This is a genomic window from Pontibacter lucknowensis, assembly GCF_900156415.1.
GTDB classification, from domain to species: Bacteria; Bacteroidota; Bacteroidia; order Cytophagales; family Hymenobacteraceae; genus Pontibacter; species Pontibacter lucknowensis.
In genome coordinates this window covers 407,574-430,158 of sequence record NZ_FTNM01000002.1, presented here as the reverse complement: position 1 = coordinate 430,158, position 22,585 = coordinate 407,574, and the positions used below count along the sequence as shown (strand labels likewise).

Below are 22,585 nucleotides of genomic sequence, written 5' to 3'. Positions count from 1 at the left end.
ATCTGTAATAAGCAACCTAATATATTGCTTTAAAACGACTTATGCAAAAAAGGATTTAATTTAGAACAAATCCAGCTGTTTCTTTTTCTTCAAAGCCTCCCTTGCACTGCCGTCTTCTGTAAGTTCTTCTACGGTTTCGAGCGCATCAAGTTGAGCCCCACTCACTTTGGCTGCCTCCTCTGCCAATTCCTTCAGTTCGGAAGGCAGTGTTACGGGCTCTCGCTTCGTGGTAACTTTCTTAGTTTTAGGCTTTTCTTCCTGCTCCACTTCCTCCTGTTTCGGCACTTTCACATCGAAGATCTTAAAGTAGCTCAATTTGTTACCCATGGCTTTCCAACCCTTCACATCAATGAATTCACTCAGCAGCAGTTTCTCCGTTTCCTTCTCGCCTCGGAGCGAACGTTTGAAGCTAATAGTGGCCATCGGAAGTGAATGTGTAGATACAGCCTCCAGCCTGGAGTTTTTGGTTTCAGGTATAAAGCTGAACTTCTTACCTACAGTGGAAGTCTCAATCTTGAATCGCTTCACATAGTAAGTTTTGTTCTCGCCTTCATAATAAATAGCGGAAACAACCAACTCCGGATCGAACTTCTGCAGCACCTTGATCTTCTCTACGGTATAGTGGTTGGCCAGATCGAATGTGGTCTGCTCGTAAGTACCGTCTTCGTAAATCACCAGGATCGTATCGTCGGTGTTGAACGAACCCAGGTAACGGCCGCGGCCTTCGGTGTTCAGACGGCCGATCACTTCATCGTAGAAGATCTCGCGCCCACCCAAAGTCGACTCGCCCAGACTCTTCTGCACCACCTTCTTAACCGGATACTTCGTCACGATATTACCGTTTGATCCTTTGCCTTTTATCATCAGTTCGGCAAAGTCATAGTCGAACTGCTTAATGCGAGCAGAAGCTTGCGGAGCAAGGGTAATATTCACCACCTCCGACTCTGAATTCGGGTTAGCGGTGAGATAATGCACTTTGGAGTTCTTGTTACCCTTCGTCAGGTCGTACTCCTTGTCACGGGTGATCGACTTCACAGAGAAACGCTTGGCGAAGGATACGCCGGTCTTGCCGTCCACATAGATCATGTTGTAGACCATGTGCTCGTCGTTCTTATTATAAACGCCGGCCATGATGATGTCCTTGCCTACAAAGGTTTTCTCAGCAACTTTGGTCACGGTGAACTTACCATCCTTACGGAACACAATGATATCGTCCATGTCTGAGCAGTCGCATACGAACTCGTCTTTGCGCAGACCGGTACCGATGAAGCCGTCTTTGGCATTCATGTAAAGCTTCTGGTTAGCGATCGCAACTTTCTGTGCAGTAATCACATCGAAGGTCTTCACCTGTGTCTTGCGGTCACGTCCCTGCCCGTATTTCTTCAGTAAGCCCTCAAAATAAGCAATCGCGTAACGGATCAGGTTGGCCAGGTTATCGTCCACCTCAGCCATCTCCTCTTCCAGCTTTTTAATGTATTCATCGGCTTTGAAAGAGTCGTATTTGGAAATGCGCTTGATCTTAATCTCAGTCAGGCGAATGATATCATCTTGCGTAACTTCACGACGCAGCAGCTTCTTGAACGGATCCAAGCCCTTATCAATCGCCTCGAGCACGGCTTCCCAGGTTTCGCATTCCTCAATGTCACGGTAAATGCGATTCTCGATGAAAATCTTCTCCAGCGACGAATAGTGCCACTTGTCTTCCAGTTCACCCTTGCGGATCTCGAGCTCTCGCTTGAGCAAGTCCACAGTTTTGAACGTAGAAATACGCAACAGCTCATCCACACTCAGGAAGTGCGGTTTGTCGTCGATGATCACACAGGTATTTGGTGAGATGGACACCTCACAGTCCGTGAAGGCATAGAGCGCATCCATGGTCAGGTCAGGCGAAACGCCAGGCGGCAGCTGTACCTGTATCTCCACATCGGCAGCCGTGTTGTCGACTACCTTTTTGATTTTGATCTTATTGTTCTCACTCGCCTTTACGATCGACTCCATCAGGCCTGTGGTGGTAATACCATAAGGCACGTCCCGGATGATCAGCATGGTCTTGTCTACCTTCTCGATAGTAGCACGCACCCGGATTCTGCCGCCACGCATACCTGAGTTATAGTTCGTCACGTCGACCATACCCCCGTTCGGGAAGTCAGGCAGCAAAGTCGTCTTACGGCCTTTCAGCACATCAATCGAACCTTTGATCAGCTCTTTGAAGTTGTGCGGCATGATCTTAGTCGAAAGACCAACGGCTATACCTTCCACACCCTGCGCAAGCAAAAGTGGGAATTTCACCGGCAGCGTTACCGGCTCGTTTTTACGGCCGTCGTAGCTCAGCTGCCATAGTGTGGTTTGCGGATTGAACACCACATCCAAGGCAAACTTCGACAAGCGGGCCTCGATGTAACGCGGCGCAGCAGCGCTGTCACCCGTACGTACATCACCCCAGTTACCCTGAGTCTCAATCAGAAGATCCTTCTGACCCAGATTCACCATGGCATCGCCGATAGAAGCATCGCCGTGCGGGTGGTACTGCATAGTCTGACCGATCACGTTGGCCACTTTGTTGAAGCGACCATCGTCCATTTCCTTCATCGCATGCAGGATACGGCGTTGCACCGGCTTAAGACCGTCCTCGATGGCAGGAACTGCACGCTCTAATATTACATAAGAAGCATAGTCGAGAAACCAGTTTTCGTACAGCCCGGATACCGGTGTCACGTTATGGATCACTTCTTCGTCACCGTCTGTAAATGCAACCTCTAGCTCTTCTTCTCTTTCTATACCTTCGTTGTTTAGTTCGTCGTTATGCATATACTTCCTCAACTATGTCTTTCTCAATCTTCAGGTTCTCAATAATAAATGTCTGGCGCTCCGGCGTGTTTTTGCCCATGTAGTAGCTCAGCATTTTCTGGATAGTCGTGTCTTTCTGCAGGAACACCGGCTTCAGCTTGATGTTGTCGCCAATGAACTTCCCAAACTCGTCTGGTGAGATCTCGCCAAGACCCTTGAAACGGGTGATCTCAGGACGCTTTCCTAGTTTCTCAATCGCAGCCTGTTTTTCGTTTTCGTTATAGCAGTAGATCGTCTCCTTCTTATTGCGTACCCGGAACAGAGGTGTCTCCAGAATGTACACGTGGCCGTTCTTCACCAGATCCGGGAAGAACTGCAGGAAGAAAGTGAGCAGCAGCAGTCGGATGTGCATCCCATCCACGTCGGCATCCGTTGCGATTACCACGCGGTTGTAACGCAAGCCTTCCAGGCCTTCTTCAATATTCAGGGCGTGCTGCAACAGGTTAAACTCCTCGTTTTCGTACACTACTTTCTTCTTCAGACCGAAGCAGTTCAGCGGCTTACCGCGTAAACTGAACACCGCCTCGGTGTCCACGTTGCGCGATTTTGTGATGGAACCACTCGCCGAGTCACCCTCTGTGATGAACAGCGTGGATAGAAGTGAGTTCTCGTGCTTGTCTTCGTTGAAGTGCAGGCGGCAATCGCGCAGCTTGCGGTTGTGCAGGTTGGCTTTCTTGGCACGCTGGTTGGCCAGCTTTTTCACGCCCGCCATGTCCTTGCGTTCCCGTTCACTTTGCTCGATGCGCTTTTTAAGCGCCTCAGCCGTCGTCTGATTCTTGTGCAGATAGTTGTCCAGTGCCTCTTTTACAAACTCGTTTATGTAGGCACGCACGGCTGGACCATCAGGTCCCATTTCAATGGAACCCAATTTGGTCTTGGTCTGTGATTCAAACACCGGCTCCTGTACACGCAGCGAAATAGCACCTACAATCGAGCCACGGATGTCAGCCGCATCGTAGTCTTTCTTATAGAAGTCACGCACCGTCTTCACGATCGCCTCACGGAAGGCCGCCAAGTGCGTACCGCCCATCGTGGTGTACTGACCGTTCACGAAAGAGTAGTACTCCTCACCGTAGTCGTTACCATGTGTTATCGCCAGCTCAATATCATTGCCTTTCAGGTGAATAATCGGATAGCGCATGCTCTCCTCGTCGGCTTTGTTTCGCAACAGGTCCAACAGGCCGTTCTCGGAGTAAAATTTCTTACCATTGAAGTTGATCGTCAGACCAGCGTTCAGGTATACATAGTTCCAGATCTGGTTCTCCAGGTAATCCGGGTTGAACTGATAGTTCTTGAAAATGGTATCGTCTGGTGTAAAGACAGTAAGCGTACCGTTTCGCTGCGATGTAGCTTCCAGCGGAAGATCGTTCGTTAAAACACCACGCTCAAACTCTGCGGCTTTCATCTGCCCGTCGCGTACAGACTGAATGCGAAAGTGGCTCGAAAGGGCGTTTACCGCCTTGGTACCCACACCGTTCAAACCTACCGACTTCTGGAAAGCCTTGCTGTCGTACTTACCACCGGTATTGATCTTGCTCACACAGTCAATCACCTTACCCAGCGGAATACCGCGGCCATAGTCGCGCACCTGCACCTTGTGGTCCGATATTTTGATGTCGATGGTTTTGCCGAAACCCATCACGTGTTCGTCGATGGAGTTGTCGATCACCTCTTTCACCAAAATGTAAATACCATCATCGGCCGAAGATCCGTCTCCCAGCTTGCCGATGTACATACCGGGGCGTAGCCTGATGTGTTCGCGGGGCTCCAGCGAGCGAATGCTGTCTTCGTTGTAATTATGCTCTAACTCTGCCATTCTGTAAGCGTAAGTGTATTTGATTTAGTGGAATCACTCGGAAATATAGAAAAATAAAAGAAATCAGACGCTACAAATAGTTCCGGCGCCCGATCGATTCATCTTTCAAAAGAAGATATTGCTAATATTTTTAGTCAGCAAATATAGCCAATATTATCGGATCTGTCAACTAATCTATACAACCATTCCACGGAGCTTACAGTTCACAAAATAAGAAGAAATCACCAGGTTTTATTTGGCTAATTTTATTAGCATAAAAATATTTAGATTTAACTATACTTGAGCACAACATTTGCTTAATTGCATGTGACTAAACAGCCAGTATACCCTTACACAAACACACCCTATGGAAATTAAATTACCCCAGTATGTCAAGTATGTGATGATCTTACTGGGATTCTTTCTGGCGATCTGGGTTTTGCAGACTTTCAAGGCAATCCTTATGCCGCTGGTATTTGCACTTCTGTTTGCCCTGCTCCTGCTGCCCCTCACCCGCGACCTCGAAAAATTTCGTATCCCAAGGGCGCTGGCTATTCTCTGTAGCATTGTGATGGTGGTGATCGTACTCGGACTTGTGGTTTGGTTTCTTTCCATGCAGGTGATGAGTCTGACGTCAGAACTGGACACAATCGGCAAAAACTTTGACGCCCTGCTTATGAAAGTGCAGGACTACCTCTACCATAATTTTGGCATACAGCCGGCCAACAAAAGTGAGTTGTTCCGAAACATGGTAGGCGGACTACGGGAGATGTCTACTACATTTGTTGGCAGCACGATCTCTCTGACCACAGGAGCGCTCACCGTCATCACCATCGTACCAATTTTCGTATTCTGTTTTCTTTACTACCGCAACCACCTTGAGCAGTTCATGTACAAGTTTGTTTCCAAGGAACGGCGCGGTAGTTTGAACCACACCATCGACAACATACAGGTGGTGGCCCAGAGCTATATCTCAGGTCTGATGATCGTGATCGTGATTGTGGCTTTGCTCAACTCCGCAGGTTTGCTCTTGCTGGGGGTAAAGTATGCGATTTTCTTCGGTGTGTTTGCCTCTATCCTGACCATCATACCTTACATCGGTATCCTGATCGGGGCCATGCTCCCGGCACTGTTCACACTGGCAACCACGGGCCGCCTGATTGACGCAGTACTGGTGGTGCTGGTGTTTATGTTTGTGCAGTTTCTGGAAGGTAACTTCATTACACCCTATGTCGTTGGTTCAAAGGTGAGTATCAACCCCTTCGCTGCGATCGTGGCCTTGCTCATTGGCGGTGAGATCTGGGGAGCGGCGGGTATGATCATCTCCATACCGATGATCGCCATTCTGAAAGTGCTTTTCGACGCCTATGAGCCACTGCGTCCTTTTGGCTTTTTGCTGGCTGATATAGATGAAGTGAAGGAGAAGAAGTCAGGGCGGTTCCGGAAGATGTTTGACAAGCTGCGGGAGAAAGCGAAAAAAGAGCGCTACGAGGATGATCAGGAAGTCGAGCAATAGCGGGTCTTTGCTAAAACTATTTGCACAAGGTATGGCACAAGCGCGAATTGAAACGTATTGCTAAGAATATTGGTTTACAGGATAACCCTCTGGAACAGACCGGAGGCTGCTTCAAAAAGCCATAAAAAAGAATCAGCTTGTACGCCATCATCGACATTGAGACGACGGGTAGCCAACCCACCCAGGACAGAATCACAGAGATTGCCATTTTCATACATGATGGCAAAGAGATCGTTGACAAGTATAGCACCCTGATCAATCCGCAGCGGCCTATACCTTACTATATCTCCCAACTCACCGGCATCACCGACGACATGGTGCAGGACGCACCGAAGTTCTACGAGGTGGCCAAGGAGATCGTGCAATTCACAGAGGGAATGGTGTTCGTGGCTCACAATGTGCGCTTCGACTATTCCTTTATCAAAAAAGAGTTTGCCGATCTGGGCTTTACCTTTCAGCGCAAGACGCTTTGTACCGTGCGCCTGAGCCGTTCGCTTATACCTGGCTTGCCTTCCTACTCTTTGGGTAAGCTTTGCAAGAGCATTGACATTCCGCTGCAAATGCGTCACCGAGCCATTGGCGATGCCGAAGCTACGGCCAAGTTGTTCGACAAACTGATCAAGATCAATCGTCCGGTTATCGACGGTACCCACCACGTGGCGGACCCGGCCGAGCAGCTCAAGAACGAAATCAAGGCTTCTCTCCTTCCTCCAGCTATCAGTAAAGAGCAAGTGGATGCATTGCCAACGGTGCCGGGCGTGTACTACTTTTACAATGAAGCGGGTGAAGTGATCTATGTAGGCAAGAGCATCAACATCAAGAAGCGCATTATCCAGCACTTCAACATCGATTATAAGAGCCGAAAGTCCATTGAGTTCAAAAACCAGATCGCTGATATTACTTACGAACTGATGGGCAACGAACTGGTGGCGTTGTTGTTTGAGTCAGCAGAGATCAAGCGCATGAAGCCACACTACAACCGGCAGCAACGGCGCAGTGTATTCAATACCGGCATCTTTGCTTACGAAGACGAAAACGGCTATAAGCGTTTGACTTTTGGTAGTATCAACAAAGCTGATGATGTGAACATGACACCCATCATTGCGCTATCGAATCAATTCAAGGCCAAAGGTTTTCTATTCCATAAGGTGTCGAAGTATAACCTGTGCCAGAAGCTGTGCGATCTGTATAAAACGCCGGGCGCCTGCTTTGACTATCAGGTACACATCTGCAAAGGCGCTTGTATTGGTGTGGAAACACCTGAGGAGTATAACGCCCGTGTAGACGCTGCCATCGAATCGTTTACCTATGAGCACAACAGCTTTGTGATTGTAGGCAAGGGTCGTGAATTAGGGGAAAAGTCTATTGTTGTGGTGGAGCACGGTACCTACCTTGGCTTTGGCTTTGTGGACGAGTATTTCTCAGCTAACTCATTGGAAGACTTTAAGTCAGAAATCCAGCGCTATAACGACAACAAGGACATACAGCAGATCATACGCGGACACATGCGCGGCAAGAACAAAGACAAGGTGCTCGTGTTTGATTAAGCCCTTCTGCCAGGTATATACCTGCTTTTCTGAAGCTCCTGCCATCTATTTTCGGTTTAGAACTAATTTATGTTTAATTTCAAATCGAAATAAAACTTAAACATTCATGGAAAAACGTTTCAGATCAGGGGTTTTGTTCGGCGATGAAGTTACAGAGCTGTTCAAGTATGCCAATGAGAATAACTTTGCACTGCCAGCCGTTAACGTGATTGGCACCAACTCTATCAACGCTGTGCTGGAAACAGCCAAGTCGCTTAATTCACCTGTTATCATTCAGTTCTCGCACGGTGGCGCCACATTCTTTGCAGGCAAAGGCCTTGAGAACGACAATCAGAAAGCCGCCATTGCAGGCGCTGTTTCCGGTGCCCAGCACGTGCACCTGATGGCCGAAGCCTACGGCGTACCTGTAGTGCTGCACACTGACCATGCTGCTAAGAAACTGCTTCCCTGGATCGACGGTCTGTTAGACGCCGGTGAGAAATACTACGAGCAGCACGGCAAGCCGCTTTACAGCTCTCACATGCTCGACCTGTCTGAAGAAGAGATCAAAGAAAACATCGAGACCTGCGCCAGCTACCTCAAGCGCATGAACAGGATCGGAATGACCGTAGAGATCGAACTCGGCGTGACCGGCGGCGAGGAAGACGGCGTGGACAACACCGGCGTGGACAGCTCCCGTCTCTATACCCAGCCTGACGAGGTGGCTTATGCCTACGAAGAACTGAAAAAGGTAAGCGACCGCTTCACGATCGCGGCAGCATTCGGCAACGTGCACGGCGTGTACAAGCCGGGTAACGTAGAGCTGCGCCCTGAGATCCTGAAAAACTCACAGGACTTCATCAAAGAGAGATTCGGTACAGGCGATAATCCAGTGAACTTCGTATTTCACGGTGGTTCAGGTTCTGAGAAAGCCAAGATCACGGAAGCGATCGGTTATGGTGCTATCAAAATGAACATAGACACCGACATGCAGTGGGCTTTTTGGGATGGTGTGAAAAACTACTACGAGTCGAAAAAGGACTACCTGCAAGGCCAGCTCGGCAATCCGGATGGTGCTGACTCTCCAAACAAGAAGTATTACGACCCACGCGTATGGCTGCGCAAAGGCGAGGAGAACTTCATCGCCAGACTGAAAGAGGCGTTTGAAGATTTGAATTGTGTGAATCGCAATGCTTAATCAGTATGAATTATAAATAGAAAGGGTGAGGCGAGAGCTTCACCCTTTTTTATTTACTACTTATGCTCCATTAACCACTGGTAAATCTCCTCGGTATCCTCTTTGCGACAAAGTTCAGATCCTGGCGTCATGGTCGCGGCGGTGCCGGCGGCTACTCCGTAACGTACCACTTCCTCCAGCGGACAGCCCCTGAGCAAACTCATCACGATGCCAGCGACCATGCTATCACCTGCACCGACGGCGCTCTGTTGCTTTACGGTAGGCGGTACCACATAGTGTATACCTGATTCTTTGGACGCCAGCATGGCACCGCGAGGGCCGAGCGACACCACCAGCACCTTACACTTGCCCTCGTTAAGCACCTGCATGGCGAACTCTTCCTGCTCCATTGCTGATATGTGGTCTTTTCCGGCCAGTTTCGCCAACTCACCCAGGTTTGGTTTAATCAGGTATAGCCCCTCTCCTGCCGCCTTCACTAAAGCCTCACCCGAAGTATCCACGATCAACTTGAAATTGCGCTCATGCGCGATCACCGCCATCCGGAGGTAAAAGTCATCGGGCACACCTGGAGGAAGACTGCCACTGGCCACCACATACTCGGGTACCTGCTCCAACTTCTCCAGTTTATCCAGCACCTGCTGCCACTCCGACTCCTCAATGTAGGGACCGGGCATGCCGAAACGAAACTGATCGCCGGTGCTATCCTCCATGACCATCAGGTTCTCACGGGTCCAGCTTTTGGTTTGGCCAGACCAATATTCCACACCTTCTTCCTTTAGCAGGTCACAGAGCTTTTCACCAGCAGGTCCTCCGGAGAGCAACCAGGCGCAGGAGCTTCCACCCAGTTTACGGATAGCGCGCGAAACATTGATGCCACCTCCCCCCGGCTCGTAAACTGGTTCGTCGCAGCGGAGCTTCTTCTCAGGCAGCACCCGCTTCACATGGGTGCTTTTGTCTAAGGCAGGATTGATCGTGATGGTTAGAATTTTATGCATGCTTCTTCAGGTATAATAGGTTCCGAGGCAGGTATAGGTACAACCCAAGCCTTAATTGACTTTAGCGTTGAATATCAAATTCCTTTTGATCACCTGTCCGGAAGGTATAGATTTCGCCCTGGACCCCTATTTTTACTTCTTTGGACCAGCCTTTGTCAAACGTGATAATCATTTTCCTGGTGGTAATATTCAGTTGCAGCCAATGTCCCCGATAGCGCAGCTGCAGGTTGAGGCAGGGCATCTCATCAGGAAGCACCGGGTTCAGCCACAGCACATCATCGCGGATCTCGAGGCCGGTATAGGCGCGTTGCACTAAGTCTACCGTACCTGCCATGGCACCCAGGTGTATGCCTTCGGCCGTGGTGCCACCCTGTATATCCTCCAGGTCGCTCATCAGAGCCATTTCAAAATTAGCCCAGGAACGCTTGCGGTCTGAACGGGCCAGCACCCAGGCATGCACGATCTTGCTTAAAGTGGATCCGTGAGAGGTGCGCTGTTCGTAGTAGGCGATGTTATCAGGTATGCTCTCTGGCTTGAAGTCGTAGTCGAGTTGCTTGAAGATAGAAAGCAGCTCCTCAGACGAAAACAGATAGAAAAGCATCAGCACGTCTGCCTGTTTGCTGGCCTTATACTTATTCACGTTGTCACCTTCACTCTCCAGAATGCGATCGAGTCGCATGGCCTCACCGTGTTTGGCTTTGTATGTGTCCCAGTCGAACTCCTGCAGCTGATCGTAGCCATCAAACTGCGCGATGATCTTCGTGTCTTCCAGAAAAGGAACATACATCCGCCTGCTGATCTCCTCCCAGCGTGTCAGATCATCCGGGGTGAGGTGCAGCTTGGTGAGCAGCTCTTCAAAGCGGGAGTCATCGATCACATCCTTCAGTTGCAGCGCCTTCTGAATCACCCACACAGCCAGTACATTGGTATAGGCGTTGTTGTTGAGGCCAATTTCGTCTGAATCAGGATACTCGGTATGGTATTCGTCAGGCCCCACCACATGCAGGATTTCGTAGCGCCCGGTATCTTTATTCAGTGTGGCGATGGTAGACCAGAACTGGGCGATGTCCAGTAGCAGCTCAGCGCCGTGATAGCTGAGGAAATCCATGTCTTCGGTAGCCTGGTAGTAATTCCAAACATTGTATGCCACTGCCGAACTGATGTGCCGCTGCAGGTAAGTGTTGTCCGGCAACCACCGCCCGGATTGAGGGTTTAGGTGAATGACCTGGCTTTCCTCACGGCCATTACTGCCGCTTTGCCACGGAAACATCGCCCCTTTGTAACCTGATTCTTTCGCAGCGCTTCGGGCTTCGTTCAGGCGGCGGTAGCGGTACATGAGCAGCTCCCTCGTAATGGCGGGCAGGTGCAGGTTGAGGAAAGGAAAAATAAACAGTTCGTCCCAGAAAATGTGTCCTCTGTAGGCTTCCCCGTGCCAGCCACGGGCAGGCACGCCTACGTCGAGGTCAACGGTATGGCCGGAAACAGTTTGCAGCAGATGAAACACGTGCAGCCGCAAAACTGATTGCACCTTCTTGTTGCAGGCCGTGTCGAGGTCGCAGCGGTTCCAGAGCCGCTGCCATGCCCGCTTGTGTACTTCCAGTGCTTTCTCGAAGTTCCCTTGCCTTGTGATGTTGACACAGGCATCCAGCAAAGGTTCGGAGGTGGCCCAGTCGCGTGAGGTATAGAGAAGCACGCTCTTTTCGAGGCGAAGCGGCTGGCCTTCGGTAGCCTGCAGCTTAAACTGATGCTCCACATAACCCTGCTCGATTCTGGTCTGAGGCATAATTCCGCTGGCGTCGCCGTTCAGGTATACCCGCGTGCGGGCTACCTGCGCCATACGCGTTTTAGACTGCACTGTCTGCACCACCAGGTACATACATTCTTCATCATACTGCCCCTGATCCAAGGTTTCCAGGTGCTGACTAGCGAGTGCGCGATAGCGGGCTACGCCGCTGTTGATCACCCGTCCGTCCAGGGCGGCACGCAACTCCACTTCTCCCGACCAGTTAATGGGTGTCATTTGCCACTCCAGCGCCGCTAGGTGTGGGTTGGCCATGCTGACGATGCGGCGGGTATTCAGTTTGGACTCACGGCCTTTGCTATCGCGGAAATACACTGTGCGACAAAGTGTGCCGTGTTTCATGTCCAGCTCCTGTTTGAAATCCAGCACCTCCACATTACTCATATGAAACCACTCTTCACCGGACTGCCGGAAGGAAACCGGAAGCCAGTTAGGCCAGTTCACGAGATCTTCGTTTTCGATCTCCTTGCCGGCCACTTCGGAGGTAAGTCTGTTATAGCCACCGGCCAGGTAGGTACCGGGATAATAAATGTCTGTTTCGGCACGGGCTTCTTCGAATGCGCCACGGGTAGCAATGTAGCCATTGCCTAAGGTGCAGAGTGCTTCGCGCAGGGTTTGCTCTTTGGGAACCCACTTATCATAAATGATGCTCCAGTCAGCCATGGTTTATCTTTTTGATGGTGTCTGTCAGGTCTTCCAGAAAAACACGCACTTCGTCCACACTTTCCAGGCGGTAGGTAGCAGCCGTCTTGTCATCATGCTCACCTACCAGTATCCCTATACCTTGTCCCTGCAGCTCAACGAAAGCATCCTCGTCGGTTATATCGTCGCCAATGTAGAGCGGGATATAGTTGCCCTTGCTCAGGCCCAGTTCTTCCATCAGCCACATTACCGCCTTACCTTTATGCCAGTCAATATTTGGTTTGAGCTCATAAATCTTTTTCCCTAAGCCAATCTTCAGCTCCGGCATGGAGTCGAGCACCTCATCCACAGCTTTTCGCACCGTCTCTACCTGATCGTCGGCCACGTTTCGGTAGTGCACCGCAATGGCGTAGCGCTTGCGTTCGACCTGGCTTCCTTCCACTTGTCTGAGCTTTTCCTGAAGCATGGTGTCTGCTTTGTCAAGAGCGGACAGGGCGGCTTTGGCACCTCCCGGCTCCGAGGCCATACCTCCCGGACCAGTTATATCAAAACCGTGCGAGCCGGCATAGTACAAGTTGTCAAGCTGCACGAGTTCGGCCACATTCTGCCGGTCGCGGCCGCTCACCACGGCCACCTTCGTGACAGTAGCCAACTCCTGCAGGGCCAGCCGCATGTCGTCGGTCAACACAGCCATTTCAGGGCGCTGCACAATGGGTGTCAGACAGCCGTCGTAGTCAAGGAAGATAGCGGGCGTTTTGCCCTGAAACTGTGCTTTGAGTTCATTCAGTTGGTTGAGGGCCGAAGGAATTTCGAGGGCCTCACGTTTCTGTATCATAGTGTTGGATTAGGGATATCGAAAAAGCGGTTTATACCTTGGGAAATTCTTTGATGACAATATCAGCGCCATTTGCCTGCAGGCCTTCAGCATCGTGGTGACGGTCTATCCCTACCACCAGCGCAAAACCACCGGCTTTGCCAGCCTTTACGCCTTTGCGTGCGTCTTCAAACACAGCCGCCTCCCCGGGCGCTATACCTAGCCGGCGGGCTGCCTCTAAAAAGATGTCGGGCGCCGGTTTGCCTTTCAGTCCCAGTTCAGCAGACTGCAGTCCATCCACATGCTCTTCAAAAAGCCGCTCTATACCTGCGGCATGCAGCACATCCACACAGTTTTTACTCGCCGATATCACAGCCGTCCGCATGCCGTGTTGCTTCTGTCGCTTCAGCCAGGCAATGGTGTCTTCGTATACATCCACGCCTTCCTGCTTCAGCAATTCCTGAAAGTACATGTTTTTCAGATTCCCGAGTCCTCCAATCGTCTCATCGCCTTCTTCGTCTTCTGGTGTGCCCTCCGGCAAAGTAATACCGCGGGAGGTCAGAAAATTGCGCACCCCATCGTAGCGCGGGATGCCATCAATGTGTTCCCTGTAGTCGGTTTCAATATCGAGTGGTTCGTAGCGCTTTCCTTCTTTCTCGCCTCTTTGTTTCAGGTACGAATCAAACATCCGTTTCCAGGCCTGGGCATGTACCCGGGCTGTTTGTGTAATGACACCATCGAGATCCAAAATCAGCGCTTTTATATTTTTGTCCTGAAGTAATTGCTGGAGGGTACTCATAGTTCGTTGGTTAGTTTAAAAGAAAGAATACCAGGGAAGTGATAAGCTGCCCGAACTGAATGGCTCAACTGCAAGCTGAAGTCATTCAGTTCAAGCGGATTATTTATCCCTACGGAATACCTTCTGTGCGCTCATGTGGTGGTACGTCAGGGCCCTGCTCCGGCCGGGTTGAGAGATGCTGTCCGCCGGTTACATATTTCGCATGGGTAGGCGGTGTCCTTTTCCCGTCATCCTCGCGCAGTATCTTTGCTTTAGGAGAATTTTTATCAGTGGGTTGATCCTTTTCCTCTTTCATAATCTGTAAGTTAAAATGTGTAATTCAGATAAACCTGGTGCGTAAACTGTAAAGCCTCGCATCAGACTTTTCAATCTTAAACCTACGCAGCTACAAGTTAAATGATGCCGATTGCGAGCCCGGCTTCCAAAATACTGTATCTTTAAGCCTTAAATCCTGCTCATTCAAACAACCTTGCAGGAGCTTTCAGAGTAGTTTCAGCCGTAACCATCATACAAAATAAAACATGCTACACACCGACAACCCGACCACGACCGATGCCTGGAAAAAACTGGAAGATCACTTCGCCCAGCTAAAAGATCAGCACCTGCGCGATCTGTTTAAAGCTGATCCGCAGCGCTTCGAAAAGTTTTCCTTTGAAGTGGACGGCACACTGTACGACTTCTCCAAAAACCGCATCACCGAAGAGACATTGGATCTGCTGATCCAACTGGCCGAGGAAACGAAGGTTCCTGCCGCCATCGAGAGCATGCTGCGCGGCGAGAGGATCAACGCCACAGAAGGACGCGCTGTGCTGCATACCGCCCTGCGCAATTTCACGGATCAGGAGCTGCTGGTAGAAGGTGAAAATGTGCTGGAGGAAGTGCGGGATGTGCAGCGCCAGATGAAGGACTTCTGCGACCGCCTGCATAGCGGCGAGTGGACGGGCTTTACGGGCAAAAAAGTGAGGCATGTAGTGAACATAGGTATAGGCGGTTCTCACTTGGGTCCGCAGATGGTGACAGAGGCGCTGAAGAAGTACCAGAAGCCTGATATCGAGGTGCACTTTATCTCCAATGTGGACGGCACCGACGCCGCAGAAGTGCTGCGCAAAGTTGATCCGGAGACGACGCTTTTTATCATCGCTTCCAAAACGTTTACGACAAAAGAAACCATTGCCAATGCCCACACGGCCCGCAGTTGGTTTTTGGAAACTGCCAAGGACGAGGCGCATGTGAGTAAGCACTTTGTGGCCCTTTCTACCAACACGGAGGCGGTTTCTAAGTTCGGAATTGCACCTGAAAATACCTTCCGCTTCTGGGATTGGGTGGGCGGCCGTTTCTCGCTTTGGTCAGCCATTGGTTTGTCAGTAGCCTGCGCCCTGGGATATGACCGGTTTGAGGAACTGCTCCGTGGCGCCGAGGCCATGGACAAGCACCTGAAAAATACGCTGATGCGCCAGAACATACCGGTGCTGATGGCCCTGTTGAGCATCTGGTACACCAACTTCTTTGAGGCGCAGTCGCATGCCGTGCTGCCTTACGACCAGTACCTGCGCCTGTTGCCGGAGTACCTGCAGCAACTGCAGATGGAAAGCAACGGCAAGACGGCTATGCGCAACGGCGAGTTTGTGAACTTCCAGACGCAGCCGGTGATCTGGGGAGCGGCCGGTACCAACGGGCAGCACTCTTTCTTCCAGCTTATCCACCAGGGCACAGTGCTTATACCTTCTGATTTCCTGGCTCCGGTGAACAGCCACAACCCGATCGGTGAGCACCACCCCATGCTGCTTTCTAACTTCTTCGCCCAGACGGAGGCCCTCATGAAAGGTAAAACCGAAGAAGAGGTGCGGGCTGAGCTGGAAAAGAAAGGGATGGCCGGTGAAGAGCTGGAGCAGCTGGTATCGCATAAGGTATTCGAAGGTAACAAACCTTCTACTTCCATTATGTTCGACCTGCTCACGCCACATGCCCTAGGCAGCCTGATTGCCATGTACGAGCACAAGACCTTTGTGCAGGGGGTGATCTGGAACTTGTACAGCTTCGATCAGTGGGGTGTGGAACTGGGCAAGCAACTGGCTGGTACGATTGAAGAGGAAATACTGGGCAACAAGGAGGCTGAGCACGACAGCTCCACCGCCGGTCTGATCGGCTACTACATACAAAAACGAAAATAGCGAAAACCTTGTAACGGTGCTGCGTTTAAGTATGGTATCTATACTTTATGCAGCACCTATACCTTAAAACGGCGCTTCTGCTGCTTCTCACTCTATTATTGAGCAGTTGCGCCGACAATGATTTTTACCAGCAAGACGCTTTGGTGCAGCCGGGAGAGCATGATCTGCCCCCGGCTGGCACTGACAGCGTATGGGTCGTGGCTGGTCGCCATTACGAACGCGGCTGGCTGCATCGCCTCTTCTGGGGCCGTCACCATCGCGACAGCTGGACTACTCCTGTAAAACTTCCCGTGTTCGATCTGTCACGCGTTAACGGCGGGATGGAGGTCATTAAAAAAGGGGGCGGCTACCAGACCAGCAGCTTTCACCTTCAGGACAGCCTCGGTCGCATCTACGCTTTCCGCTCCATCGACAAAGACCCGGTGCTGGTGCTGGCCAAATTCTGGCGTCCCACCTTTGTCACCAATATACTGCGCGATCAAACCTCCTCTGCCACTCCCTATGGTGCCCTGATCATACCTGACTTAGCCAAAGCCGCCGGGATCTACCATACCTCTCCAACCCTCTACTATGTACCTACCAACGATACTTTGTTTGGAGAACATGCCGGGGCGGTGCAGGGTAAGGTATTCATGCTCGAAGAGAAGTTTGAGGGTATAGCCGACACGCTGGGTATGTTCGGAGACGTAGCAGGTTTTGAAGGCTCAGATGATGCCCTGCGCAACCGCTATGAAACCAACACACACCACTTCGACCAGAAGGCCTTTGCCCGCGCCCGACTGCTGGATGTGCTGGTCGGTGACTGGGACCGCCACAAGGGACAATGGGATTGGGCGGCTTATCAGGAAGGACCAAAGGATATCAGGTATAAACCCATTCCCAAAGACCGGGATCAGGTATTCCTGAAAATGAACGACGGGATTATACCTTTCATCGCCACCAGCAAACTGATGGCCCGCAAGTTCAACTCCTTCGGACCCAAAATCAAAGATGTGAAAGCCCTGATGATCAATGCTCAGTTTATAGACGAGCGCCTGCTGCATGAACTTACCCGCACGGATTGGGTGGCAATAGCAGAGGATTTAAAGCGCAGGCTCACAGATCAAACCATCGAAAAAGCAGTCAGAAACCTGCCTCCCCCCATTTTCGCCCTCAGGGGAGAAAGCTCTATCCAGAGCCTGAAAAACCGGCGCAACCAATTACTGGAGGTAGCCGAAGAAATGTACGGAATCCTGGCCAGGCATGTGACCATCGCCGGTACCGACCAGCGCGATAAATTTATAGTTAAACGACTGGACGATGATCGCACTGAAGTCATCTTAATTCGTCCTACCCAAAACGGTATACCTGAGAAGGTGCTGTACCAACGCATTTTCTTCAGAAAAGAGACTGAAAAGATCACGCTGCACGGTCTTAGCGGAGATGATGAATTCCTGTTGGAAGGCGACGTAGCAGAAGGTATACTGGTAGATGTATATGGGGGACTAGGAGAAGATGAAATCACGGACAGATCGTCTGTAAAAGGTTGGCGTAAAATGACCCACATCTACGACACCGAACGCGGCAACGAAATCGAATTCGGCACTGAGGCTAAAGACCGCACCACCCGCGATGTGAGAGTGCACGCATACGACCGGGAAGGCAACTGAAGTTTAGGAGTTGAGGAGTTTGAGAGTTTAGAGGTATAGACCTATTATAACATACAATCATCCAATGGTATAAACTAAAGCATTTCCGTGTCATTTCGACCAAAGGGAGAAATCTGAAGCTTTACCTTTGTGTTAAAAATTCAGATTTCTCCTTTAAGGTCTATTACCAATAAAATCAGCAGAACTGGGCTAAAAGATGTCTCCTCAAACTAAATTCCCCAACTCTTAAACTCTCAAACTTCTAAACTTTCAAACTTTTCTCCAGCATCTTCAGCACGAATGTTTCCATGCTGCTGAGGTGTTTGTTTTTTGACTTGGTGGGGTCGTGCTTTTTGAGGAAGCCCAGCAGTTTGTCCTCCCGGAATAGATTTACTACCTCCGGGTGGATATAGTATTTGCTGCAAACAGTTGGTGTATTTCCCAAGCCCTTCGCCACTTCTTTCACTGCCTCTTTTATACCTTTCTCCTTATCGATCTCCGGGTTATCGTCGATTACCCGCTCCAGGCACTCCACCATGCGCACAGTGCCGCCCCAGGTCCTGAAATCCTTTGCCGTAAAATCATGAGCGGTCACATCCCGCAGGTATTCGTTCACGTCGCCGGACTCAAGTGTCTGCCGCTCCCCGTCTTCGTCGTAATACTGAAACAGGTCGTAGCCCGGAATGTCCTTACACTTTTTGACTAATTGCGCCAGTCGGCGATCCTTAAGGTCGATCTTCTGCTCCACCCCCTTCTTGCCTACAAACGAAAAGGTGACGGTGCTGCCATTAAAGGTCACGTGACGGTCGCGCAGTGTGGTAAGGCCATAGGACTTATTTGACTTAGCGTAGGCCCGGTTCCCGATCCGAATCAGCGCATTATCCATGATCGACACCACCAGGGCCGTCACCTTGCGCTTGTCCAGCTTGCGGGACTGGATGTCCTGCTGTACCTGTTCGCGCAGGGCGGGCAGCGACTTTCCGAATGTGATCATGCGGCCGAACTTGGTCAGGTTGCGGGCTTTTTGCCACTCAGGGTGATAAATATACTGCTTGCGCCCTTTGTCGTCCCTACCCGTAGCCTGCAAATGACCACGGGCTGATTTAGCAATCCATACTTCGGTCCAGGCGGGCGGTATCACCAGTTTTTTGATTCGTTCGAGCGCCTTTTCATCTGTTACTTTATCTCCCTTGTTGTTGAGGTAATAGAAACCGGTACCGGCTTTTTTGCGGGTGATGCCCGGCTTTTCGTCAGAGGTATAGATTAACCCCGCCCACTCGGCCGAGAGGGCAGGATCTTTATATAAATTATGTAGTTCTTTCTTCGTCATCTGCTGAGGCATTAGGCGCCTCCTGCCCATAATACTTCAATCTTGTGCAAAAGTTATTCGCCCCAAAGATCGTGCACCCGCTTTTGCTTATACCTCCTCAACATTTACCCTTATATTTGCCCCACGATAAAGATATACCCATGACCATACATAAACAGATCTCCTACCTCTACGCCTTCTTTGGCGTGTTCATGCTGGGCTGTGGCGCCGTAGCCGTTGATGTGGCGGGTGAGCAGGCCCGCACTGCGCTTATCACAGGTATAGCCGGTGGTTTGCTGGCCCTGGTTGCCGGGCACTTTCTGAACCGCCGTCAGCGCTGGGGCTTTTTGCTGGGCACAGCCGAGGCCGGTCTGCTAACGCTGCTGCTTGGCTGGCGATCCGGAACCTATTTTATCCGTCTGCTCGAGATGGTGCAGGAAGCCCCTGAGCCTAATTCTACCCAAACGGCAGGTATGGCTTTCCTGCTCACTACGGCCATGCTGGTAGTCGCGCTTTTGACGCTGGCCGTGTCTGTTATGTTCGCTAAACAAGTGTTTGCCGAGACAAAATAGGCGTTCGTCTATATTTTTCTATAGCATTAAACCTTTATGTGTTATATTGGTCCTAACACAAGACCAATCGTTCACCTAAAAAGACTAATATGCTTCAGAAAATCGGTTTGAGTATCGTGCTCACAGCCAGTGTGGTCAGTGCAGCCGAGGCGCAGACAAAACTCGTGGAAAAGGTAACCAAGAAAAGCGATGAACTGGTTATACCTTACGAAAAGTACAAACTGGCCAATGGCCTCACCCTGATCGTACACGAAGATCATTCCGATCCGGTGGTGCATGTGGACGTAACCTATCACGTGGGTTCTGCCCGCGAAGAGGTAGGCAAATCAGGCTTCGCGCACTTCTTTGAGCACATGATGTTCCAGGGCTCCGACAACGTGGCCGACGAAGAACACTTCAAAATCGTGTCAGATGCTGGCGGTACCCTGAACGGTACTACCAACCGCGACCGCACCAACTATTTTGAGACTGTGCCTAGCAACCAGCTGGAGACTGCTCTGTGGCTGGAGGCTGACCGCATGGGCTTCCTGCTCGACGCTGTAACCCAGAAGAAGTTTGAGGTGCAGCGCGAAACCGTGAAGAACGAGCGCGGTCAGAACTACGATAACCGTCCTTACGGCCTGGTGTACGAGAAAACATCGCAGCACCTGTACCCGCATGGTCACCCTTACTCCTGGACTACGATTGGTTACATCGAGGACCTGAACCGTGTGAACGTTGACGACCTGAAAAACTTCTTCCTGCGCTGGTACGGACCTAACAACGCCACTGTAACAGTGGGCGGCGACGTGAACCCGGCTGATGTGGTAAAACTGGTGGAGAAATACTTCGGCTCTATACCTGCCGGCCCTGCCGTACAGGACATGCAGCCAATGCTGGCCTCTCTTACTGCTGACCGCTACATCTCTTACGAAGACAACATCCGCTTCCCGATGCTGCGCATGACCTACCCGGTGCCGGAGGCTGGTCACAAAGACGAGCATGCACTGGACGTACTGGCTGAGATCCTGGGACAGGGCCGTAACTCTATCTTCTACAAAAACTTTGTAAAAGAGCAGAAAGCTATGCAGGCATCTGCCTTCAACTCTACTTCTGAGCTGGCTGGCGAATTTGGCATCACCATCATGGCATATCCAAACAGCACACTGGCACAAATGGAGGAGCTCCTGCGCAAGTCGATCGCTGAGTTTGAAACCCGTGGTGTTACCGACGAAGACCTTCAGCGCTACAAGGCTTCTGCCGAGTCGAGCTTGATCAATCGTATGGCAAGTGTGAGCGGCAAAGTATCGCAGCTGGCAGCCTACGAAACCTTCCGCAACAACCCGAACTACCTGCAGGAAGAAATCCGCCGCATCAACGCGCTGACCAAAGACGACGTGAAGCGTGTGTACAACCAGTACATCAAGGGCAAACACGCCGTTATCCTGAGCGTAGTGCCAAAAGGCAAGCCGGAGATGGTGGCTAAGGCTGACAACTATACTGTTGATACCAATGTGTCGGTAGCGCAGCCACAGGATTACAGCGGCCTGAGCTATACCAAGGCAGTTGACTCGTTTGACCGCAGCAAGCGCCCGTTAGCGGGTCAGGCAAAAGCTGTGAGCGTACCGAACTTCTATACTTCGAAGTTTAAGAACGGTATGAAAGTGATCGGCACCAAGTCTGATGAGATTCCAACTGTTACGTTGCAGCTGACTATTCCTGGCGGACACCGTTTGTTAGCTAACAATCCTGGAAAAGCAGGTATAGCTTCACTTACGGCATCCCTGTTGAACGAGGACACTGAGAACTACACGTCAGAAGCATTCACCAACGAGCTCGATAAACTGGGTAGCTCTATCCGCATCGGCTCCGGTACAGAAGATACCTATGTAACGGTGCAGTCGCTGAAGAAGAACCTGGACAAGACACTCGTTCTGCTCGAAGAGCGCCTGTTCCGTCCTAAGTTCGCAGCCGATGACTTTGAGCGACTGAAAAAGCAACAGCTGGAAGGTATAGCCAACCAGTCGACGCAGCCGACGGCCATCGCCAGCAGCGTGTACAACAAACTGCTTTATGGCGAAAACCACATTATGGCTATCCCGACTTCAGGAACTACGGAGTCGGTGAGCAGCATCACGCTGGACGACGTGAAGCAGTTCTACGCTGCCAACTTCACGCCTACAGGAGCTGAGCTGGTGATCGTGGGCGACATCAACGAAAAGGAAATAGTTAGCAAACTGGGATTCCTTAAAAACTGGAAGAAGAAAAACGTAAGCATTCCTGCTGATGTGAAAGCTCCAGCAATTGCGGGTACTAAAATTTACTTCGTAGATAAGCCAGACGCAGCACAGTCAGAGATCAGAATTGGTTACGTGGCCCAGCCTTATGACGCGACCGGTGAGTACTACAGAACATCATTGATGAACTTTGTATTGGGTGGTGCTTTCAACAGCCGCATCAACCTGAACCTGCGTGAAGATAAAGGCTATACCTACGGTGCCCGTTCAGGCTTCGGTGGTAGCCGCTTCGCTGGTCCTTACACAGCCTCTGCTGGCGTACGTGCCGATGCCACTGCCGCTTCTGTAGTTGAATTCATGAAAGAGATCAACGATTACAGAACCAAAGGCATTACTGAAGAAGAGCTTCAGTTCATGAAGAACTCCATCGGTCAGTCAGATGCCCGCCAGTACGAGACGCCTGCACAAAAGGCGAATTTCCTGGGCCGCATCCTGCGCTACGACCTGAAGAAGGACTACGTAAGCAAGCAGACGCAGATACTGAACAACATCACGAAGCAGGAGATCGACGCCCTGGCAGCTAAGCACCTGCCAGCCGACAAAATGCACATCGTGGTGGTGGGTGACAAGAAAACAGTGTTGCCTGAGCTGCAGAAGCTGAGCTACGACGTAGTGGAGCTGGATACCAACGGCAACCCCGTAGGTACCTCATCCGTAAAATAGACCATACTACACTTGGAAAAAGCCTCTGAAATT

The 22,585-nt window shown here is 50.9% G+C and carries 15 protein-coding genes; 7 read left to right on the top strand and 8 right to left on the bottom strand.

The genetic code is table 11. The features are described from left to right. Positions 1 to 60 precede the first annotated feature (60 nt). Positions 61 to 2,808 (bottom strand): DNA gyrase/topoisomerase IV subunit A, encoded by a 2,748-nt coding sequence (locus tag BW972_RS08005; RefSeq protein ID WP_076421721.1) that lies wholly within the window; start codon positions 2,806 to 2,808, stop codon positions 61 to 63. Next, complete coding sequence (locus BW972_RS08000) at positions 2,801 to 4,663, bottom strand: DNA topoisomerase IV subunit B (protein WP_076421720.1); 1,863 nt, start codon at positions 4,661 to 4,663, stop codon at positions 2,801 to 2,803. Before BW972_RS08000 ends, BW972_RS08005 begins: the two co-directional genes overlap by 8 nt. Positions 4,664 to 5,009: 346 nt before the next feature. On the opposite strand from BW972_RS08000, the gene BW972_RS07995 reads away from it, so the two are divergent. The 3 genes from BW972_RS07995 (at position 5,010) to fbaA (ending at position 8,882) form a co-directional block, all read left to right on the top strand. Then, positions 5,010 to 6,158 (top strand): AI-2E family transporter, encoded by a 1,149-nt coding sequence (locus tag BW972_RS07995; RefSeq protein ID WP_076421719.1) that lies wholly within the window; start codon positions 5,010 to 5,012, stop codon positions 6,156 to 6,158. A 137-nt stretch (positions 6,159 to 6,295) separates the two neighbouring features. Further along, positions 6,296 to 7,705 carry an exonuclease domain-containing protein gene (locus BW972_RS07990; RefSeq protein WP_076421718.1) on the top strand — a complete coding sequence of 470 codons (1,410 nt, stop codon included), beginning with the start codon at positions 6,296 to 6,298 and terminating at the stop codon, positions 7,703 to 7,705. A 106-nt stretch (positions 7,706 to 7,811) separates the two neighbouring features. Further along, positions 7,812 to 8,882, top strand: coding sequence for a class II fructose-bisphosphate aldolase (fbaA, locus tag BW972_RS07985; protein WP_007656399.1), 1,071 nt, complete (start codon positions 7,812 to 7,814; stop codon positions 8,880 to 8,882). A 56-nt stretch (positions 8,883 to 8,938) separates the two neighbouring features. On the opposite strand, the gene BW972_RS07980 is transcribed toward fbaA, so the two are convergent. The 5 genes from BW972_RS07980 to BW972_RS07960 all read right to left on the bottom strand — a co-directional run bounded on the left by BW972_RS07980 (position 8,939) and on the right by BW972_RS07960 (position 14,228). Continuing rightward, positions 8,939 to 9,877: a 1-phosphofructokinase family hexose kinase gene (locus tag BW972_RS07980; protein WP_076421717.1), complete on the bottom strand. Its 939-nt coding sequence runs from the start codon at positions 9,875 to 9,877 to the stop codon at positions 8,939 to 8,941. A 61-nt stretch (positions 9,878 to 9,938) separates the two neighbouring features. Further along, positions 9,939 to 12,341 (bottom strand): glycoside hydrolase family 65 protein, encoded by a 2,403-nt coding sequence (locus tag BW972_RS07975; RefSeq protein ID WP_076421716.1) that lies wholly within the window; start codon positions 12,339 to 12,341, stop codon positions 9,939 to 9,941. Beyond that, complete coding sequence (gene otsB / locus BW972_RS07970) at positions 12,334 to 13,155, bottom strand: trehalose-phosphatase (RefSeq protein ID WP_076421715.1); 822 nt, start codon at positions 13,153 to 13,155, stop codon at positions 12,334 to 12,336. Before otsB ends, BW972_RS07975 begins: the two co-directional genes overlap by 8 nt. Positions 13,156 to 13,186: 31 nt before the next feature. Beyond that, positions 13,187 to 13,933 (bottom strand): HAD family hydrolase, encoded by a 747-nt coding sequence (locus BW972_RS07965; RefSeq protein WP_007656396.1) that lies wholly within the window; start codon positions 13,931 to 13,933, stop codon positions 13,187 to 13,189. Between the two features lie 109 nt (positions 13,934 to 14,042). Beyond that, on the bottom strand, positions 14,043 to 14,228 hold the full coding sequence (locus BW972_RS07960) for a hypothetical protein (RefSeq protein ID WP_007656394.1): 186 nt from the start codon (positions 14,226 to 14,228) through the stop codon (positions 14,043 to 14,045). Between the two features lie 226 nt (positions 14,229 to 14,454). On the opposite strand from BW972_RS07960, the gene pgi reads away from it, so the two are divergent. After that, positions 14,455 to 16,104, top strand: coding sequence for a glucose-6-phosphate isomerase (gene pgi, locus BW972_RS07955; protein ID WP_076421714.1), 1,650 nt, complete (start codon positions 14,455 to 14,457; stop codon positions 16,102 to 16,104). 47 nt (positions 16,105 to 16,151) lie between these two features. Further along, complete coding sequence (locus BW972_RS07950) at positions 16,152 to 17,753, top strand: hypothetical protein (protein ID WP_076421713.1); 1,602 nt, start codon at positions 16,152 to 16,154, stop codon at positions 17,751 to 17,753. A 241-nt stretch (positions 17,754 to 17,994) separates the two neighbouring features. Here BW972_RS07950 and BW972_RS07945 read toward each other — a convergent pair whose 3' ends face one another. Continuing rightward, entirely contained in the window at positions 17,995 to 19,062 is a 1,068-nt protein-coding gene (locus BW972_RS07945) for a DNA topoisomerase IB (RefSeq protein ID WP_083674138.1), read from the bottom strand. A 140-nt stretch (positions 19,063 to 19,202) separates the two neighbouring features. On the opposite strand from BW972_RS07945, the gene BW972_RS07940 reads away from it, so the two are divergent. Together BW972_RS07940 and BW972_RS07935 are read left to right on the top strand one after the other, a co-directional pair. After that, on the top strand, positions 19,203 to 19,613 hold the full coding sequence (locus tag BW972_RS07940) for a hypothetical protein (protein ID WP_007656380.1): 411 nt from the start codon (positions 19,203 to 19,205) through the stop codon (positions 19,611 to 19,613). Positions 19,614 to 19,702: 89 nt separating this feature from the next. Further along, a complete protein-coding gene (locus BW972_RS07935; RefSeq protein ID WP_076421711.1) occupies positions 19,703 to 22,552 on the top strand; it encodes a M16 family metallopeptidase in 2,850 nt (949 codons plus the stop codon). The last annotated feature ends 33 nt before the right edge of the window (positions 22,553 to 22,585 follow it).

Bases quoted from the DNA above. Each gene is read 5' to 3' on its own strand.
- BW972_RS08005 (WP_076421721.1), bottom strand. From the start codon at position 2,808: ATGCATAACGACGAACTAAACAACGAAGGTATAGAAAGAGAAGAAGAG.
- BW972_RS08000 (WP_076421720.1), bottom strand. From the start codon at position 4,663: ATGGCAGAGTTAGAGCATAATTACAACGAAGACAGCATTCGCTCGCTG.
- BW972_RS07995 (WP_076421719.1), top strand. From the start codon at position 5,010: ATGGAAATTAAATTACCCCAGTATGTCAAGTATGTGATGATCTTACTG.
- fbaA (WP_007656399.1), top strand. From the start codon at position 7,812: ATGGAAAAACGTTTCAGATCAGGGGTTTTGTTCGGCGATGAAGTTACA.
- BW972_RS07980 (WP_076421717.1), bottom strand. From the start codon at position 9,877: ATGCATAAAATTCTAACCATCACGATCAATCCTGCCTTAGACAAAAGC.
- BW972_RS07975 (WP_076421716.1), bottom strand. From the start codon at position 12,341: ATGGCTGACTGGAGCATCATTTATGATAAGTGGGTTCCCAAAGAGCAA.
- otsB (WP_076421715.1), bottom strand. From the start codon at position 13,155: ATGATACAGAAACGTGAGGCCCTCGAAATTCCTTCGGCCCTCAACCAA.
- BW972_RS07965 (WP_007656396.1), bottom strand. From the start codon at position 13,933: ATGAGTACCCTCCAGCAATTACTTCAGGACAAAAATATAAAAGCGCTG.
- BW972_RS07960 (WP_007656394.1), bottom strand. From the start codon at position 14,228: ATGAAAGAGGAAAAGGATCAACCCACTGATAAAAATTCTCCTAAAGCA.
- pgi (WP_076421714.1), top strand. From the start codon at position 14,455: ATGCTACACACCGACAACCCGACCACGACCGATGCCTGGAAAAAACTG.
- BW972_RS07950 (WP_076421713.1), top strand. From the start codon at position 16,152: ATGCAGCACCTATACCTTAAAACGGCGCTTCTGCTGCTTCTCACTCTA.
- BW972_RS07945 (WP_083674138.1), bottom strand. From the start codon at position 19,062: ATGACGAAGAAAGAACTACATAATTTATATAAAGATCCTGCCCTCTCG.
- BW972_RS07940 (WP_007656380.1), top strand. From the start codon at position 19,203: ATGACCATACATAAACAGATCTCCTACCTCTACGCCTTCTTTGGCGTG.
- BW972_RS07935 (WP_076421711.1), top strand. From the start codon at position 19,703: ATGCTTCAGAAAATCGGTTTGAGTATCGTGCTCACAGCCAGTGTGGTC.